A 17,224-nucleotide genomic window follows, 5' to 3' on the forward strand; every position below is an offset into this window, starting at 1 on the left:
CGGCCTTCTGTTCGGCCTTCATGTTCGTCTCCGCCTGGGCGCCTGTCTCCACCGGCGTCACCGCGGCCGAGGTGGTGCTCGCGGACGGTGTTGCTCGACGCTCTCGCGACGTGGGCTCGTCGCCTGCGGGACCTGCGGAGGCGGTCGGCGTCGCATCCACGACCTCGGCGGAGGCCGGCGCCTCACCGCCGGGGAGCCTGAGCAGTACCAGGGCGGCCACGACCAGGACTGCTGCCGTCAGCACCGCGACGGCGGGTCTCCGCGACCGCCGCGTGGGCGCCAGGGCGACGGCGGTGGTGTGCGTCCCCGTGGTCGCCGACCCGGTGTCGTGAGCCGGCACCGGGGCTCCCGGCGAGGCCAGGCGCCGGGCGACCTCGCCCGCGCTCGGCCGCAACGAGGCGTCGGAGGCAGTCATCGTCGTGAGCAGGGACGCCCAGCCCGGCGGGAGCGAGGCCGGGATGAGCGGCGCCCGGTGCAGTCGGGCGAGCGCTGCCTCGACGGGCGGCCCCGGATAGGCACGGACTGCGGTGAGCGCCTCGAGCAGGAGGAGCCCCAGCGAGTAGACGTCTCCGGCAGGGATGACGGTGTCGCCTCGGACCTGCTCCGGTGAGAGGTAGGCAGCCGTCCCGACGGTGTGGCCGGTACGGGTGAGCCCGGCGCTGGAGTCAGCGAGGCGGGCGATCCCGAAGTCGGTGAGCTTGGCGCTCCCGTCGGGCGTGAGGAGCACGTTGCTGGGCTTGACGTCGCGGTGCACGATCCCACGGGAGTGCGCGTGGTCCAGGCCCGCGGCCACGGCGGCGCCGATCCGTCGCACGCGCGCCTCGGCCATCGGGCCGCGGCCCATCTCGAGGTCGAGCCCTTCACCCTCGACGAGCTCGAGCGCCAACCACGGGGTCTCGTCGGTGACGCCGGCGTCGAGCAGGGTGACGATGCCGGGATGGCTCAGGGTGGCGAGCAGACGCGCCTCGTCGCCGAAGCGTCGGGCATCGACGGACCCGGTGTCACGCAGCACCTTGAGCGCGACGTCGCGACCGAGGACCGGGTCGTGGCCGCGGTAGACGTCGGCCATCCCGCCGTGCCCGATGGGGTCGCCGACCTCGTAGCGGGAGCCCAGACGTCGCGGTGCCGGCATCGTGCGGGAGCTCCATGACGTCGAGGACTTCGGTAGACCCCATCATGGCCCGACCGCGCCGGGACGATCATCACCCGTGGGGGCGACTCCGGTGCCGGCGCGAGCGGCAAATCAGTTGACGTCGAGCAGGAGCAGCCGGTCGTCGCCGGGACGCGGCGAGATCCGCCCGTCGGTGTTGCTCGTCGAGATGAGCAGCTGGGTCTCGCTCAGGGCGAGCACGGTGCGCAGCCGCCCGAGCTCCCCGATCAGGAACGCGCGCGGCCGGGCGACCAGCTTGGTGCCGTCGAGCGGGATCCGCCACAGTCGCTCGCCCCGCAGTGCGGCCATGTAGACCGAGCCGCCGGCCATCGCGACGCCACTGGGGGAGTCCTCGTCGGTGCCGAACTCGGCGATCGGGCTGGTGATGCCCTCGAGGTCGGTCGTGCCCTGGCTCGCCGGCCAGCCGTAGTTGCGGCCGGGGCGGATCCAGTTGAGCTCGTCGGCGGTCTTGTCGCCGAACTCGGAGGCGAACAGGCGGCCCTGCTCGTTGAAGGTCAGTCCCTGCACGTTGCGGTGCCCGTAGCTGTAGACCACGGAGTTCTCGAACGGGTTGCCCGGCGCGGGCTTGCCCTGCGGTGTCATCCGCAGGATCTTGCCTCCCAGCGAGGAGGTGTCCTGGGCCAGCGACGGCACCTCGGTCTCTCCGGTGCCGACGTAGAGCATGTCGTCGGGACCGAACGCGATCCGACCTCCGTTGTGCCGGAAGCCCCGCGGGATCCCGCTGAAGACCACCTCCGGGTCCGAGAGCGTCGCCGGCGAGCCGGGCTGCAGGGTCACCGTCGCGATCCGGTTGTCCGTCGCAGTGGAGTAGTAGAGGAAGATGCGTTTGGTGCCGGGGTAGTACGACGACACCGCGACCCCGAGCAGACCGCCCTCGCCGCCGTCGCTCACGACCCCCGGGATCTCGCCGAGGTCGACGACCTTGCCCGCCTTCGGCGCGACCCGGTAGAGGTGGTGCTCGTCACGGCTGGTGACCAGGACGGTGCCGTCGGGCAGCTCGGCCATGCCCCAGGGGATGGGGATGTCGGTGGCGACGGTGTCGACCACCTGGACCGACCCCCTCGCCGTACCGACAGGGGAGCGCGAGGCGTCGGGAGACGCCGGCGTGCTCGGCTCAGCGGCACCGTCGGGCTCGGTCGTCGGCGGCTCCGAGGCCGAGTCGGGCGGGATGATCGTCGCGTCGCCGGTGGGCTGGGGAGCCGCGGAGGGGGCGATCTCGGAGGGGCTCGTCGATGCCGTGCTCGCCGCGGGAAGGCTGTCGAGATCCCGGCTCGTGTCGCTCTTGGTCTGCGGCGAGCACCCCACGGCCAGCAGCACAGCGGTGGCAGCCAGGGCTGCGGAGGTGACGAGCGGGCCACGATTCATGGGCTCATGGTAGGAGAGGCGAGGTCGTGCGGATCATTCAGGCGACGTGCACCCGCGCGGCCAGTCTCTCGACCACGGCATCGGGCCCGGCGAGCCACTCCGCAACAGTGACCTGTTCGACCCGCCACCCCGATGCCCGCAGCACGCCGGGTTGGACGACACGGCGCTGCTCCGTCGACCCGGTACGAAGCCTTCGCGCGTGGTCCACCAGGACGCCCAGCGTCCAGCGCTCGGCCCCGGGCGCACGCACCGCCAGGTCGCAGCGGAAGTCCGAGCCTCCGAGCGAGGTGACGACGTCGAGGCCGCGGGCCGCCAGCACCTCGGCCATCTGCGTCACGATCGGAGCGGGGTCGCGCACGACCCCGAGACCGTCGGTGCGCCACGCAGCGAGGGTGCGGGCGGCGCCGGCGTCGTCACCGACCGAGATCGCCTCGGCGTAGGCGAGGAAGTCACGCAGCGTGCGCGCACCCGGGTTGTACACGTTGGTGATGGCCGACGGATCGATGCTGGAGGTCAGCACCATGTGCCGTCGCGCGCGGCTGAAGATGACGTTGAGGCGCTTCTCTCCACCTGCGGTGTTGATCGGGCCGAAGTTCATCCGCATCCGGCCGTCGGGGGCCGCCGCGTAGCAGACGCTCATCACCATGACGTCGCGCTCGTCGCCCTGGACGTTCTCGAGGTTCTTGACGAAGAGCCCGACGCCCTGACCGTCCTCCTCGCGAGCGACCTCGTCGTCGTACGCCCGGGCGAACTCCCGGTCCTGCTCGGTCAGGCGCTCGAGGGCGCGCTCGATCTCGCTCTGCTGAGCCTCGGAGAAGGCGACGACACCGATCGTCAGGCCGCTGCGGCGCAGCACCAGGTCACGCACCAGGGCGGCGGTCCAGGCCGCCTCCCGGGCGTTGGTACGGCGGTCGTAGACCCCGTCCTGCACGCGCACCACGCTGATGCTGCGCGTCAGCACCTCGTCGGTCACCGCGCTCGCGACCTCCGGGTCGGGGGCCCCTCCGCCGACCAGCAGGGCACGCCGATCGCGCAGCGCGGGCGTGCGGTCGGGCACCGTGGCGAGTCGACCGTCGTAGAAGACGGTGTTGGAGAACTGGATCAGCGCCTCGAAGCGGCTGCGGTAGTGCCACAGCAGCATCGTCGAGGGGAGCCGGGTCGAGCTGACCGCGAGGAAGCTGTCGGCATCGAGGACGACCCCCAGCCGGGCCTCGGCCTCGTCGTCGAGCTCGTCGGGACCGCCGCTGTCATCGCCGTTCGCCGGTCCGGCGGTGAAGTAGCGCGTCGGTGGCAGCTGCATCCGGTCGCCGACCACGATGACCTGAGCCGCCCGGTGCAGTGCGGGGACGGCCTCCTCGACCGGCACCTGGCTGGCCTCGTCGTAGATGACGACATCGAAGGAGGACGTGAGCGGCAGGGTGTCGGACAGGGACGCCGGGCTCATCAGCCAGACCGGCCGCAGCGCCGCGGTGACCTCGCCGGGAGAGCCCTCAGCGAGCTGCCGGATGGACTTGTAGGCGCGCACCTTGCCGAACTCGTGCTCGAGGACGCGTTGCCCCTCGCTCCACGTCGCCTGCCGTGCTGCGGCTGCGGAGCGGGCGCGGAAGCGGTCGCGCAGGCGCGCGACGACCACCTCGGCGTTGACCGCGTGGAGGTCGGGCTCGACGGCGGCGACTCGGTCGAGCAGCGCGGCGATGCGTGGCCCGTCCACCCTGCCGAGGGCGGGCGCCCCTGCCCGGGCCGTGGCGAGCTCGGCCGCCAGCACCGCGTAGGAGATCTGGTCGGGAGTGGCGTTCAGCCGACGCAGGGCGTCGAGGACCTGTGCCTGGCTGGCTCCGAGCTCGACCATGCGCGGCGCCCCCGACCTCACGAGCGCAGCGCCCGCGTCGGAGCCGAGGGCGGTCGTCCACGTCGTCAGGTCGCTCAGGTCGTGGCCGTCGAGGAGCAGTACGCCGCGCCCCGCGGAGCGCAGGTCGTGCAGGTCGGCTGCCAGGTGGTCCAACGCAGCCCGAGGTGCGTCGTCGTCCGCCGCGAGTCGATCCCGCCACCCAGCCAGGTGGTCGGTGCGACCGCGCAGGTCGTCGAGGGCGACGACCAGGGTGACGAGGTCACCGTGCCCCCACTCGGTGCGCGCACGTTCACGGCTCTCGGCGAGCGCCCGATCAGCGTCGTCCGCGGCCACCAGCAGCGAGAGGGCCGCGGACGCGGCGGGCATCGATGTGGCCGCGGGGACGACGTAGGACTCCTCGACGAGGCGACGCACCCGCCGCCACTCGCCGCTGAAGAACCGGAACGGGGCGCTCTCCTTGGCGCGTGCCACGTCGAGGGCGTGGCGTGCCTCGTCGGGCACGGGACGCTCGGACCAGGCCCCGGCCGCCTCGGTTGCTGCCGTAGAAGCGGCCACGAGACGGGCCTGCGCCTCGCTCGCGGCTGCGAGGTCGGTGGCGGTGGCAGAGCGGCTCTGCAGTGCGCCCAGGCGGCCACGTCGGGCCAGCGGGTCCAGCAGCGCGTGCAGGCGCGCCACGGCCTCGACGTCGGTGAGTGTCAGGCGGGCGACGCTCTCGTCGAGGCCGGGTCCTCCGGACTCGTGCAAGGACCGGACGAGGCTCTCGAGCGCGGTCGCGACACGCCCCGCGACAGCGGCGACCTCGGCGTCGGGGCGGGGCCGGCCGAGCGCCTCGACGGCGACCAGCGCGAGCGGGGTGGTGGCCAGCGGGCCGGGCAGGCCGTCCATCAGGCGGTCGACCTCCGCGCGGGCCGCCGCCCAGGTGCGGAGGCTCGGCAACAGGAGGACCTCGTCGGGGGCGAGGTCCGTGCCCCACCTGTGGTCACGCAGGTCCACGAGCGCGTCGAGGACCTCGAGGGTGCGCGGGTCTCCGGACAGCAGGGCGTCGTCGAGGGCGCCGAGCTCGTCGGTGATCGCGGTCAGCTCGTCGACCAGGCGCCGACGGCGTGCCTCGACCTCGGCCAGGCTGTCGCCCGACGTGGGGTTCGACCAGGACTCGTAGGTGTCGCGCATCCCGTGCACGAAGGTCTTCTTGTCCTGCTGGCTGTCGTGGACCAGGGTGCAGACCTCGTCGAGTCCCCGAGAACGCAACCGGGCGTGCACGACGTCCAGGGCGGCTCGCTTGGCGCACACGAACAGCACCCGCTTGTCCCGCGCCAGGTAGTCGGCGATCAGGTTGGTGATGGTCTGCGACTTGCCCGTGCCGGGAGGCCCCTGGATGACGAAGTTGTCGGCCGCGCGTGCCTGGGCGATCGCGGCCATCTGGGAGTCGTCGGCGGGCACGACGAGGTAGCGGTCCTCCAGCCGGTACGGCGTCCCGGTCGCGGGTGACTCCCGGGGCGCCGCGGAGAACAGCTCGTCGAACGCCGGGTGCGGACGGGGCTCGGCGAGCAGCGCGTCGTAGTCGCGCACGAGGCTCAAGGTCCGGTAGCTGAAGTTGGCCAGCGTGACCGAGCAGAGGTCGACCTCCCAGGCGAAAGGATTGTCGGTCGCCGTCGATCCGACGGTGAACAGGTCGGTATCGGTGGCACCGGGGTCGGGGGCCGCCGTGGCACGCGGGTGAGGAGCGTCTCCGAGCTCCACCGCGACCTCGAGAGGCTGACGGCGTACCCGGTCGGCATAGATCTGCACGCCGAGCGGCGCCCAGTCCGGACGTGTGTAGGAGTAGGGGTAGTGCCGGCGACCGATGACCGGGCGCGTGCCCTGACGTCGCCGTCGGTAGGAGGTGAGCGCCGTCTCTGCCCGGGAGCGGATCAGCTCGATCCTCGGGTGTTCGACCAGCGCGATGCTCAGCCCCGCCTGGGTGGCGCGTCCCTGTCGCTCGACGTCCTCGCGCAGCGCCTCGATCGCGGTCGGGTCGCTCAGGTCGACGGTCTCCGGCAGGACGAAGCCGTACAGCTCGCGGAGCTGGTGGCGCAGGACCGGGTTCACCTCGGCTGCGGCGGCGTCGCGCAGCCGCAGGCGGTGGGAGTGGCGCACGCCGCGGCGCTTCGTGATCTCGGCGCGCGCCAGCACCAGGGGTGAGGTGATGGTGGTGGCGGGGTCGTCGTGCACGTCGTGCCAGCGCAGGAAGGCCACCACGAGCCGCAGCTGGTCCTGACCGAACTCCGAGCGGTCGCGCCGTGCGGTGGCCGCGATCGTGTCGAGGCTCGACTCGGCGTACGGCGCCTCCTCCCAGCGCACCACCGACCCGACGTCGACGGTCCCTCCCGCGCCCAGGCGGCGCGAGGTCGGGCCGCCCCAGGTGAAGAGCGACTCGGGGCGGATGGAGCGGACGTCGAGCACGAGTGGCACGGATGCCTGAGTGAGGTCGAGGGTGCGTGCGGAGGGTCGGAAGTGCAGCAGCGGGTTGCGCCGGCTGAGGTCGAAGAGCCGCTCGCGCAGGTGGGAGAGGACCAGCTCACGGCGCTCGCGCGGTGGGCCGCTCGCGTCGCCGGCCAGGACGCGGTCGAGGTCGAAGTCCTCGGGCTGGTCTCGGTAGGTCCGCAGCCGGGTGACCAGGTCGGGAAGGTCCGCGGGGCGCCGGCGGCGGTCGGGCTGGATCATCGCGGTCAGGATGGCCGCGACCACCGGATCGAGCCGCGGGACCAGGGCGAACAGGTTGCTGCGATGGGTCGCGAGGTCGGCTGCGTCCTGGTGGGTGGCCAGGTCGAGGCCGGCGAGCAGGGCGACGGCCAGCTCCCCGAGGCTCCCGATGTCGGTGAGCTCGTCGTGGTGGTCGAGCAGGTGCTCCCAGCGCTGCCAGCCGGCCACGATGCGCAGACCCGCGGGCGAGGCGGGGTCGACGTCGACGACCGAGGTGGTCTCGGGGCGACCGGAGCGCAGGTCGTGGTGGCGGTCCGCGGCGCGGGTGACGTCGAGAGCGGCGGCGCGCAGCTCGCGCTCGGCGTCGGCCACGGCACGCGGATGCAGCCGAGGTCGTCGGGCGTGGCCGTGGTCGTGGTGGAGCACGAGGCGATGGTCGAGGACGTCGAGCGCGTCGAGTCCCCGCAGCGGCGCCACGAGTCCGCGGTCGTGGATCTCGGCGACGGCCTCCAGGAGCGGGAGGGTCAGGGCCAGGACGTCGTCCAGCGGCAACCCACCACGAGACCCGGCGTCGGCGACCAGTCGGCGTACGGCGTCCTGCATCAGGCCTGCACCGCCCGCAGAGCCTCGGCGTCGGCGACGAGCCGGGTGCGCTGGCGCTCGGAGAGGCCGAGCTCCTCGGTGACGAAGCCCAGCAGGTCGTCGCCGAGGTCCTTGCGTTGCGCGAAGGCCAGCGCGGAGGCCAGCGAGCCGGTGAGGTCGTCGCTGCCGGCCGTGGCGAGGTCCGTCAGGACGGCGCACAGGTAGCGGCGCGTCTCCAGTGGCAGGTCGCCGAGGGTCTCGCGACCGACCTCGGACAGGGGCGAGGGGCCCGGAGGCGCCGTCACGTCGTACCGCTCCACGAGGGCGAGCCCCTCGGGGGTGCGCAGCTGCTCGAGGAAGGCGGCTTGGCGGACCAGCTCACGGGTGATCGAGGCGAGGTCGTCCTGGCCCACGAGGTCCAGGATCGACAGGTCCAGCCGGGGACCGATGGCCGCGGCGACCTCGGCCTCGAGGTCTGCGAGGGACTCGCCGGTGACCCATCGCTGCAGCGCCCAGGCGCGCAGCACGGTCTCGGGGTGGGTGCGCCGAGCGCTGGCCGAGGTGGCGAACGAGATCTCGCCGGCCTGACGCAGGTAGGCCTCCGGGTCGGCGTCGCGCATCCCGGTGGTCACCTTGAGCAGCCCGCCGACGGCCGCCTCGAGGACGCCGCACGCGACCAGCGCCCCGCGGTCGGCGTACAGCTCGGTGCTCAGGCGCAGCCGCCGCGCGGTCTCGAGGTACTCGCTCGTCGTACGACCGTCGTGCTCGGCGGCCTCGAGCAGGCGGGTGGCCGCGAGGTGGCGGCCGCCCGCAGCGGACCACAGGACGTGGTGGGCGAGCTCGTGGCCCATCACGGCGGTCAACTCGTCGTCGTCGAGCAGGTCCATCAGCGAGCCGCTGACCACGATGATGGCCGTCTCCGGCACGAAGACCAGCTCGGCGTTGGGTCCGACGGGTTGCTCGTCGGCGTGGACCTGCACCGGCACGGTGACGCCGAGTGCGCTGGCCGCCCGCAGGAGGGCCTCGTGGGGACGTGGGTGCGATCCGGGCTCGAGGCGGTAGGTGTGGCGGAGCAGGTCGTCGTCGGTGGTCCCGACGGCCCGGGGGAGCAGGGAGGCGAAGGCGCGGGGGTTCTCCCGCTCGAGGATGTCGGCCACCGAGCGGTGGTAGGGGAGCGGGATCAGCTCACGCAGCACGCGCCCCATCCTGCCGTGTCCGGCAGGATGGGGCGCGGATCAGTGGGCGAACCGGCTGCTCAGCGGAGCGCGGCGTACCGGCGGACGACCGGCATGCGGCCCCACGCACGGCCCAGACCCCACGTGCGCCCGGCACCGACGGCGGCCAGGGCGACCAGCGAGATGGCCCCGAGGACGTGGTCGTCGATGACGGGGTTGGTCTCCGGGGGCAGCGCCGCCGACCACATCATCAGGTAGAGCAGCGCGCCGCTCGCGGCGGCTGCACGCATCGCAATGCCCAGCGTGAAGGCGGTGCCGATGCCCAGCAGCCCCAGCATGAACAGCCAGTCGACCCATGCCGATCCTGCGATCGACTGGTAGGCGTCCGCGAAGGGACCGTCCGTGCCGAACGAGAGGAAGCCCGCAGTGGGAGATCCTCCATTGACCCAGGCAGCCTCCCCGAAGCGGTCGAGCACGCCGTCCTGGTTGTACCCGGTGTGGAACCCGAGTGCGAGCAGCTTGTCGAAGAAGGCCCAGAGGAAGGTCAGGCCGAAGCCGATCCTCAGGAGGGCCAAGGCCTGAGCGGCACGTGGAGTGACCTGGCGGGTGCTCTCCTCGGCAGCCGGCCGGCTGCCGCTGGTGGATGCGGCCGAGACGGCGGGGGCGCGGTGCGGGTGCAGGACGGTCATGGCGGTGTCTCCTCGATGGATGGGTGGGACGCGGGGTCAGGACTGGGGGGTGGGAACGACTGCGACGGGTACGGACGCGTGCTCGAGGACCTCGGACGAGACGGACCGGTAGAGGATGCGGTGCATCCGACTCGCCGGGTGGTGGCCGACGACGACCAGGGCGGCGTCGGTGGCCGCCTCGATCAGCTCCTCCGGATTGGTGAAGTGCCGCAGCTCGGAGGTGACCTCGACATCGGGGAACTTCTCGCCCAGGCCCGCGCAGGCCTCGGCCAGGAGCCGGCGTGCGCCCTCGACCAGCTGGGGCTCGAGCTCGTAGGCGGTCCACAACAGGTGCTCGACGTGCAGCGGCAGGGCCATCGCCGACGCGTGCCGGACGGCGAACTCGATGACCTCGAGACCTGCCGGGGTGCCATCGATCAGCGCCAGCACGTGGTCTCCGGCGTCGTGGGGGCCGGGCCGCACGACCACCACGGGGCAGTGGGCGCTCCGGGTCACCTCACGGCTGACGGATCCCAGCAGGAGGCTGGCGATCGGTCCGCGGCCGCGCGAGCCGAGGACGAGCAGGTGCGCCTGCTTCGAGGCCTCCACCAGGCTCACGCGTGGGTCCACGGTGCCGGTGACCGCCGCCAGCTCCAGCTCGGGGCGACGGGCGCGGAGGCGCTCCAGGGCGGAGTCGGTGACGTGGGCGCCGGCCGCGAGCACCGACTCGCGGAGTGCGGGCAGCGACGTGAGCTCGCCGGTGTAGCCGACGGCGTTCCAAGGCACCGGTGGCGCCTCGGTGTGCAGGACCGTCAGGCTGCGGCGGGCACGTGTGGCGAGGTCAGCAGCCCAGTCCAGCGCATCATCGCTGCCCTGGGAGCCGTCGACGCCGACGACGATCGTGCCGTGGGGGAGGTCGTGGAGCTCCAGGTGTGTGGTCATGTCCTGATCGTGCTCGGACCCGGCGCTGGTGCCCACGGCCGAGCGACCCCTTCCCGCGGGACCTAAGGCCCGGAAGGTCCCGGGCCCGTTCCCGGCCGAGCTCCGTCGGGACCGGTGGTGGTCGGTCGGGGCCTGGTGACGCTCTCGAGGGAGCGACGCGACGTGCGGGGGAGTCCGGTGTGGCCGATCGGCTGCCAGCCGACCCTGACCAGCAGCTGGGGCAGGACCAGACCCCCGAGGACCGAGGAGCGCAAGCTCTGACGTGTGTCCTCGATCTCGATGACCTGGCTCAGGGGCACCACCGCGAGCCCTCGCCGTACGGCCGTCAGCCAGAGAGCTCCCAGGGACTCGCCCACGGTCGTCCAGGACTCGGGGCCGTCCGCCTGGCTGCACAGCACGACCAGGCCGTCGTGAACCTCCACCGAGGTCCCGGTCCCGGCGAGCCACCGCGGGCCCCCGGCGCTCTCGACGGGTGCGCCGCCTCCGAGGCGCTGGGCGAGACCGACGAGGTGCTGGACACGAAAGCGGTCGACCACGTCGGGGAGGGACACGGCGAGCCCGCCGCGGTCGCCGGCCGACGCGCACAGGTCCTGGACCAGCTCCTCCGGCACCGGCCAGGAGGTGAAGCGACGACGGTCCGTACGGCGCTGGGTCAACGCCGTGAGCTCGGCGGCACCGTCCGGCGAGGAGAAGGACGGCACCAGGTCCAGGCGTGCGACGAGGTCGTGACGAGCCCCGTCCCGGTGGGGGAACCGTGACACGACCGCTTCCCAGCCGAGGCCCCGCGCGGCCACCTCGGCGTGGTGGAGCGCGAGACCGCAGCTGATCAGCAGGTGCCGCCCGGCCGGGTCGTCCCGCCGCCGCCACCGGTCCCAGTCGGCGTAGAGGTGGATGGTGGTGCCGTCGACGCTCCAGCCCCAGGGTTGGCTGTTGCGGATGCTGGGGGCACGACGCGCCAGGTCGACCACCCGCAGGGCCGGGGACAGGGCCCCGGCCACGGCGTGGACGCCGGTGGCGGCGCGTGGTGTCGACGCCGGTGACATGGCGAGGTGCTCCGATCGTCGCAGGAGGGAGCCACATCGTGCACCTCGCCCCGTGCTCGAGGTCAGGGACGAAGGTCCCGACCTCGCAGGCCGGCATCCCTGGTCGACAGCTGAGGCCACCACTAGCGTGAGGGCGTGACCAGCAGCGACCCGCCCCCGACCTCCACGGCCAGCGACGACGCCGACGGGCGAGCCCGACCGATCACGGTGTTCCTGCTCGATGACCACGAGATCGTGCGTCGGGGGATTCGCGAGCTGCTCGAGGGAGAGGAAGACATCGAGGTGGTCGGGGAGTCGGGGCTGGCTCAGGAGGCTGCTCGTCGCATCCCCGCTGTGCGACCCGACGTCGCCATCCTCGACGGTCGCCTTCCGGACGGGACCGGGATCGACGTGTGCCGCGAGATCCGCTCGCGTGAGCCGGCCACGAAGGCGCTGATCCTGACGTCGTACGACGATGACGAGGCCGTGATCGCGGCCATCATGGCGGGGGCGGCGGGCTACGTCCTGAAGCAGGTGCGCGGCAGTGACCTGGTCGACACGGTGCGCCGGGTAGCGGCAGGACAGTCGATGCTCGATCCGCAGGTGACTGCGCAGGTCCTGGAGCGGGTACGCAACGGGCCCGCCGTCGACCCTAGGCTCGCCCAGCTGACCGCGCAGGAGCAGCGCATCCTCGGTCTGATCGGGCAGGGAATGACGAACCGCCAGATCGCGGAGGAGATGTTCCTCGCGGAGAAGACGGTGAAGAACTACGTGTCGGCGCTCCTCGCCAAGCTCGGCTTGAACAGTCGCACGCAGGCTGCGCTCTTCGTCGCCAAGCACCAGAGCGACACCTAGCCGCAGCGGCGACGACTCAGCTGGATGGCCGAAGTCGTCGACCGCTGACGGAGGTCGGGTCGAGGCGCAGGTGCAGCGGTCGAGCACCCGAGGGCCACACGTCGACGCCCGGCTCGTCGCTATGGGCACGGAACTCGACGTGGGCGCGACCACGGATCAGGACACTCCACCCCGATCGCGCCATCGGGTCGTGTCGGTCGACCTCGAATGCCACCGCAGCGTCGTCACACTCGCGGGCCATCGCCGAGTAGGCAGCAGTACGGACGAGCACCTCGCGTCCGTCCAGGACGAAGTTGACCGGCACGATCGTGATGCCGCCGCTTCCCTGCCAGGCCATCCGGCCGACGACCGCGGACGAGACGAGGTTCCAGCAGTCGTGCTCACTCAGCTCCTGGAGCTGGCGTTCGGCGGACCGGTCCTGGTGCATGATCGCCTCCTCGTGGCGGGTCGTCCCCCTAGTCTGGGTAGGCCCGCTCGACGGCGCAGGGGGCAGAGGTCCTGTCATCGCGGGACCTGGGTCAACGGCGCGGGGCCGAGAGGAGGTCAGGGTGGACGGCGGCACGACGAACGAGCACTCATCGCTGCGTGACACCGCGCTGGACGCCCTGTTGCGCGAGGTGCTGGCGCGGGTCGAGGGAGTGCTGGACGAGAAGGAACGTCTTCGGCTGCTCCTCGACGCTGTCGTCACGGTGGCCGCGGACCTCAGTCTGGACGGCGTCCTGGCTCGGATCGTGACCATCGCGGGTGCTCTGGTGGATGCCCGATACGCGGCGCTCGGCGTGCTCGGAGAGGGGGCGGACAAGCGGTTGCGGATGTTCATCCACCACGGCATCTCCGACGAGGCGGCCACCGTCATCGGCGACCTGCCGACCGGGCACGGCCTCCTGGGGTTGATCATCGACCGTCCCGAGCCGCTGAGGTTGCACGACATTGCCGAGCACCCGAGCTCCTACGGCTTCCCGGCCGAGCACCCTCGGATGCACTCGTTCCTGGGTGTCCCCATCCGCACGCGTGGACGGGTCTTCGGCAACCTGTACCTCACCGAGAAGGCCGGCGGCACCGACTTCACCGCGCAGGACGAGGAGATCGTGGTGGCGCTTGCCGCGGCCGTCGGTGTCGTGATCGAGAACGCTCGCCTCTACGAGGCGACGCAGCGCCGAGAGGTCTGGTCGTCGGTGACGGCCGAGGTCACCGCGCTCGTCGCCGCCTCGTCGACGTACGAGGAGACCCTGGACACGATTGCCGACCGGGCTCGACACACGGCGGGGTCCGACCACACGTGGATCGTCTCCTCCTCCGGGCCGGGTGCCGGCGAGGTCGTGGCCTCGTCAAGTGCCGGCGGCGACCTGCCGGGCGGGGCGTCAGGTCTGCCGGTCCGTCTCGACAGCCCGGCGACGGGGCTCGAACCGTGCCCCTGGCTCTCGGTTCCCGTCGGAGCCGATCGGCTCGGTCGACCCCTGGTGCTGGCGCTCGGGTGGTCGCAGGGGCGTCGAGATGCCTTCGATGAGGTGGATCCCGCCCTGCCGGAGAGCTTCGGCAAGCAGGTGGGCCTGGCGATCGCGGTGTCCCAGGGTCGTGAGACCGACGAGCGGCTCGCCGTTCTCGAGGACCGGGACCGGATCGGGCGAGACCTTCACGACCTGGTCATCCAGCGCCTCTTCGCCGTGGGGCTGGGACTCGAGAGCACGGCGCGGCGTTCGGCCGACCCGGCGACCGCCGAGCGCTTGGCCACCGCAGTGGACGACCTCGACGCGACGATCAAGGACATCAGACGCACGATCTTCGCGCTCGGCACCGTGGGTGACTCGACGGACCTGCAGTCCGAGGTCACCCGGATGGTCGAGCGCGCCCGGGAGACACTGAAGTTTCGACCCAGTCTCACGTTCGAGGGGCCGGTGCGCACGCTCGTCCCACCCGAGGTCGCTCCCGACCTGCTGGCCGTCCTGGCAGAGGCGATCTCGAACGCGAGTCGTCACGCCGAGGCCTCGACGCTCGACATCGTCCTGGCGGTCGGGCGCGACGTCGTGCTCACCGTGACCGACGACGGCAGGGGCCTACCTGGCGCCGTGGTCGAGAGCGGAGTGAGGAACATCCGCCACCGGGCTCTCCGCCTGGGAGGCTCCTTCGCCATCGGGGACGGTCCGAACGGCGGGACACGCCTGGTGTGGGCGGTGCCTGCGGTTCGTGCCGACGCTCCCGAGAGGCCGCCGACCTGATCGACGGTGCGGGTCCGTGGTGTGAGAGTTGCCGGGTGCCCGACCGGATCTTCGTCGACCCGCGCCTGGCGCGGCTCTACGACGCGCTCGATCCCGATCGTTGCGACCTCGTGCTCGCGATCATGGGCGCTGAGGTGACCAGCACCTCGTCCTGTGCTTCCGCTCGCGCGAGAGGTCGAGCGGTTCCTTGCTGACGCCTGCCTCGACCTGGTGGAGGTCCGGAAGGCACCCGACCGGCCCGGCCGGTCCCTGATCAAGCCTCGAGAGTCTCGATGGCGTCGAGGTCGCGCAGCGCGAAGCGGAGGTGCTCCCACTCCTCGCCGATGATCGTGTGCAGGCAGTGGATCGCTGCGACCCGCCGCTCGGGTGCCCACGGGTGCGGGCACTCGGTCGCCAGGCCCTCGGGCGTGGCTGAGGCCAGGTAGTCGCGCACCATGGCCTGTCGCTCGGCCCTCACGGCCAGCACCTCGGCGTACGACGGATGGGTGGCCGAGAAGATGGACACGTCGTAGCCGTCGCTGGCGTACTCCGCGTGGGGCTGGCCGATCGGATGCATCGGGTCCTCGATCCCGTGCACGGCACCACGAAGCCAGATGTCGGTGGCCAGGACGAGGTGGCGCAGCGTCTGGGCGAAGCTCCACTCGTCGTCCACACGGACGTCGACCGTGCCTGGCGGCATGCCTGCGACGCGGTCGAGCGCCGCGGCCCACGCGTCCTCGACCGCGGCGTACGCCGACCGGAGGCCGGCCGGGTCGGCGGCGCGGCGCTCGCTGCGTCCGGGAAACCGCCGGTCCAGCTCGGCCTGCACCAGGGGTGCCACGTCGATGCCGTTGACCAGCAGCGAGCCACCCTCCTCCATGAGCCACGGGGCATCGATGTCGGCGGCCTGCAGGTCGACGGAGCGCATCACCGCACCCGACAGGTCGCACCGCTCGAAGCGGGCCCCGCGCAGGTCGGCGTCGAGGAACTCCCGAGGCTGCTCGTTCGTGGTCATGCGTGCTCCGCTCAGACAGAGGGAATCACACCGTCGCACGACAGCCGCCGGCGTGTCATCCGGGCGCGCGGGCGGGCGAAGGGCCCCGGTGCGGACGGGCTGGCCTGTAGGCCGGGTTCTGTCCCGCTCCGTGAGGAGCGAGGGCGACCATCCATCTACGACGACCGTTGCCGGCCGCCTCCAGCGATCTACCCGTGCACTCGGGCGAGCAGCCCTCTCGGTCGAGACCGTCGTGCACTGTCTGATCTTGCTCCGGGCGGGGTTTGCCGAGCCACGCCGGTCACCCGGCGTGCTGGTGGTCTCTTACTCCACCGTTTCACCCTTACCGCTCCTGTCGTGAGACCGGAGTGGCGGTCTGTTCTCTGTGGCACTGTCCCGCGGGTCACCCCGGGTGGGTGTTACCCACCACCCTGCTCTGTGGAGCCCGGACCTTCCTCGGTGCGCCGATCACTCGGCACAACGCGGTCGCCCGGCCAGCCCATCCGCTCGAGCAGGATAGCGGTTCATCCGGACAGGGTGTCCTTCGTCGCCGGCGGCAGTGTCGCGACTGCGATCAGCGTGGTCAGTGGTACGGCGAGCACCAGGCCGATGCTGGTGGCCAACGTGCGCACGACCTCCTGTCCGATCTCCTCGGTGGCGAGCAGGTCGAGGAACGGGCGGTCGTAGAGGGAGAGCACGAGCAGGATCGTCAGTGCGGTGCCGGCGTAGGCGAAGACGATGGTGTAGATCGTCGAGGCGATGTGGTCGCGTCCGATCCGCATCCCACTGACGAAGACGCGTCGCCTCGAGACCGTCGGGGCGGCCCCGCGGATCTCCCACACCGCCGATGCCTGGGTGATGGTGACGTCGTTGAGGACCCCGAGTCCGGCGATGATGATGGCGCACGTCAGCAGTCCCTGGAACGACAGGTCCCCGGCCAGGGTGCTGAGGATCCGGTCGCCGTCGTCGACCACGCCCGTCAATCGGGACCCACCCACGGCGAGGACGCTGAGGCCTGCGGTGAGCACGATGCCGACGAGGGTCCCGCCGAGCGCCGCGCTGGTGCGTAGCGAGAAGCCATGGGTGGTGTAGAGGACGACGAACATGATCGCCGAGGACCCGACCACACCGACGAGCGGCCCGTTCTCTCCGGCGAGCAGCGCCGGGAGCATGAACGTCAGGATCACCGCAGCGCTGAACGCCAGCCCGACCAGCGCCAGGAGGCCCCGGAGTCGAGCGACCGCGAGGACCACGACCACGAACATCGCGAACAGCAGGGCGACGGGAGCGCTGCGCACGGTGCCGAAGTAGTTGTACGTCGGCTCCTCGCCGGCCTGGGCGGGTGTTCTGATCAGCTTGACGGTGTCGCCCTCGGCCAGCCCCGCATCGAGCACGTCGGGTGGGACGTTGACCTCGAGACGGCTCTCGATGCCCACGCCCTCGGTGACCTGCACGCTGACCCGGCCGCACGCGTCGTCGTCGGTCAGGTCCTCGCACGCGGCTTGTACGGCGAGCACGTCGGCGCGGGGGAACGTCACCCCCGGCGCGGCGAAGCTCACCTCCTCCGAGAGGGAGTCCACCTTCTCGCCGTCCGGCCACAGGGCGAGGACCCCGATGATCGTGAGGAGACCGGCCACGGCCAGGAGTGCGAGCAGGATGGTGCGGGGACCGCGCTCGACGGGAACCGATGCGCCCCCGTGTGCCCCGTGTGCCCCGTGCTGACC

12 protein-coding genes and 1 other RNA gene are annotated in these 17,224 nt (G+C 72.0%); 2 read left to right on the top strand and 11 right to left on the bottom strand.

Annotated features, from left to right (window positions below):
• The 7 genes from Q1K33_RS01080 to Q1K33_RS01110 form a co-directional block, all read right to left on the bottom strand.
• Positions 1-1,132 (bottom strand): serine/threonine-protein kinase (locus Q1K33_RS01080; protein WP_300399832.1); only part of this gene is annotated, 1,132 nt, incomplete at its 3' end.
• Between the two features lie 111 nt (positions 1,133-1,243).
• On the bottom strand, positions 1,244-2,536 hold the full coding sequence (locus tag Q1K33_RS01085; protein WP_300399833.1) for a PQQ-dependent sugar dehydrogenase: 1,293 nt from the start codon (positions 2,534-2,536) through the stop codon (positions 1,244-1,246).
• A 37-nt stretch (positions 2,537-2,573) separates the two neighbouring features.
• Positions 2,574-7,670: an AAA domain-containing protein gene (locus Q1K33_RS01090; protein ID WP_300399834.1), complete on the bottom strand. Its 5,097-nt coding sequence runs from the start codon at positions 7,668-7,670 to the stop codon at positions 2,574-2,576.
• The gene (locus Q1K33_RS01095; RefSeq protein ID WP_300399835.1) at positions 7,670-8,845 is read right to left on the bottom strand and encodes a M48 family metalloprotease; all 1,176 of its coding nucleotides are present in this window, start codon (positions 8,843-8,845) and stop codon (positions 7,670-7,672) included. Before Q1K33_RS01095 ends, Q1K33_RS01090 begins: the two co-directional genes overlap by 1 nt.
• 59 nt (positions 8,846-8,904) lie before the next feature.
• A complete protein-coding gene (locus Q1K33_RS01100) occupies positions 8,905-9,513 on the bottom strand; it encodes a hypothetical protein (protein ID WP_300399836.1) in 609 nt (202 codons plus the stop codon).
• A 36-nt stretch (positions 9,514-9,549) separates the two neighbouring features.
• Positions 9,550-10,434 (bottom strand): universal stress protein, encoded by an 885-nt coding sequence (locus Q1K33_RS01105; protein WP_300399837.1) that lies wholly within the window; start codon positions 10,432-10,434, stop codon positions 9,550-9,552.
• A gap of 62 nt (positions 10,435-10,496) precedes the next feature.
• Positions 10,497-11,477 carry a hypothetical protein gene (locus Q1K33_RS01110; protein WP_300399838.1) on the bottom strand — a complete coding sequence of 327 codons (981 nt, stop codon included), beginning with the start codon at positions 11,475-11,477 and terminating at the stop codon, positions 10,497-10,499.
• A gap of 201 nt (positions 11,478-11,678) precedes the next feature.
• On the opposite strand from Q1K33_RS01110, the gene Q1K33_RS01115 reads away from it, so the two are divergent.
• Entirely contained in the window at positions 11,679-12,311 is a 633-nt protein-coding gene (locus tag Q1K33_RS01115; protein WP_300399952.1) for a response regulator transcription factor, read from the top strand.
• Between the two features lie 16 nt (positions 12,312-12,327).
• On the opposite strand, the gene Q1K33_RS01120 is transcribed toward Q1K33_RS01115, so the two are convergent.
• Positions 12,328-12,738: a pyridoxamine 5'-phosphate oxidase family protein gene (locus Q1K33_RS01120; protein WP_300399839.1), complete on the bottom strand. Its 411-nt coding sequence runs from the start codon at positions 12,736-12,738 to the stop codon at positions 12,328-12,330.
• A gap of 121 nt (positions 12,739-12,859) precedes the next feature.
• On the opposite strand from Q1K33_RS01120, the gene Q1K33_RS01125 reads away from it, so the two are divergent.
• Complete coding sequence (locus Q1K33_RS01125) at positions 12,860-14,527, top strand: GAF domain-containing sensor histidine kinase (protein ID WP_300399840.1); 1,668 nt, start codon at positions 12,860-12,862, stop codon at positions 14,525-14,527.
• Positions 14,528-14,780: 253 nt separating this feature from the next.
• Here the strand turns inward: Q1K33_RS01125 and Q1K33_RS01130 are convergent, their stop codons facing one another.
• The 3 genes from Q1K33_RS01130 to Q1K33_RS01140 all read right to left on the bottom strand — a co-directional run bounded on the left by Q1K33_RS01130 (position 14,781) and on the right by Q1K33_RS01140 (position 17,137).
• A complete protein-coding gene (locus tag Q1K33_RS01130; RefSeq protein ID WP_300399841.1) occupies positions 14,781-15,521 on the bottom strand; it encodes a DinB family protein in 741 nt (246 codons plus the stop codon).
• Between the two features lie 91 nt (positions 15,522-15,612).
• Positions 15,613-16,002, bottom strand: an RNA gene (rnpB, locus tag Q1K33_RS01135) — RNase P RNA component class A.
• A gap of 22 nt (positions 16,003-16,024) precedes the next feature.
• Entirely contained in the window at positions 16,025-17,137 is a 1,113-nt protein-coding gene (locus Q1K33_RS01140) for a YibE/F family protein (RefSeq protein WP_300399842.1), read from the bottom strand.
• Positions 17,138-17,224 lie beyond the last annotated feature (87 nt).

It is taken from the genome of Nocardioides sp. (assembly GCF_029937575.1).
Lineage (GTDB): Bacteria > Actinomycetota > Actinomycetes > Propionibacteriales > Nocardioidaceae > Nocardioides.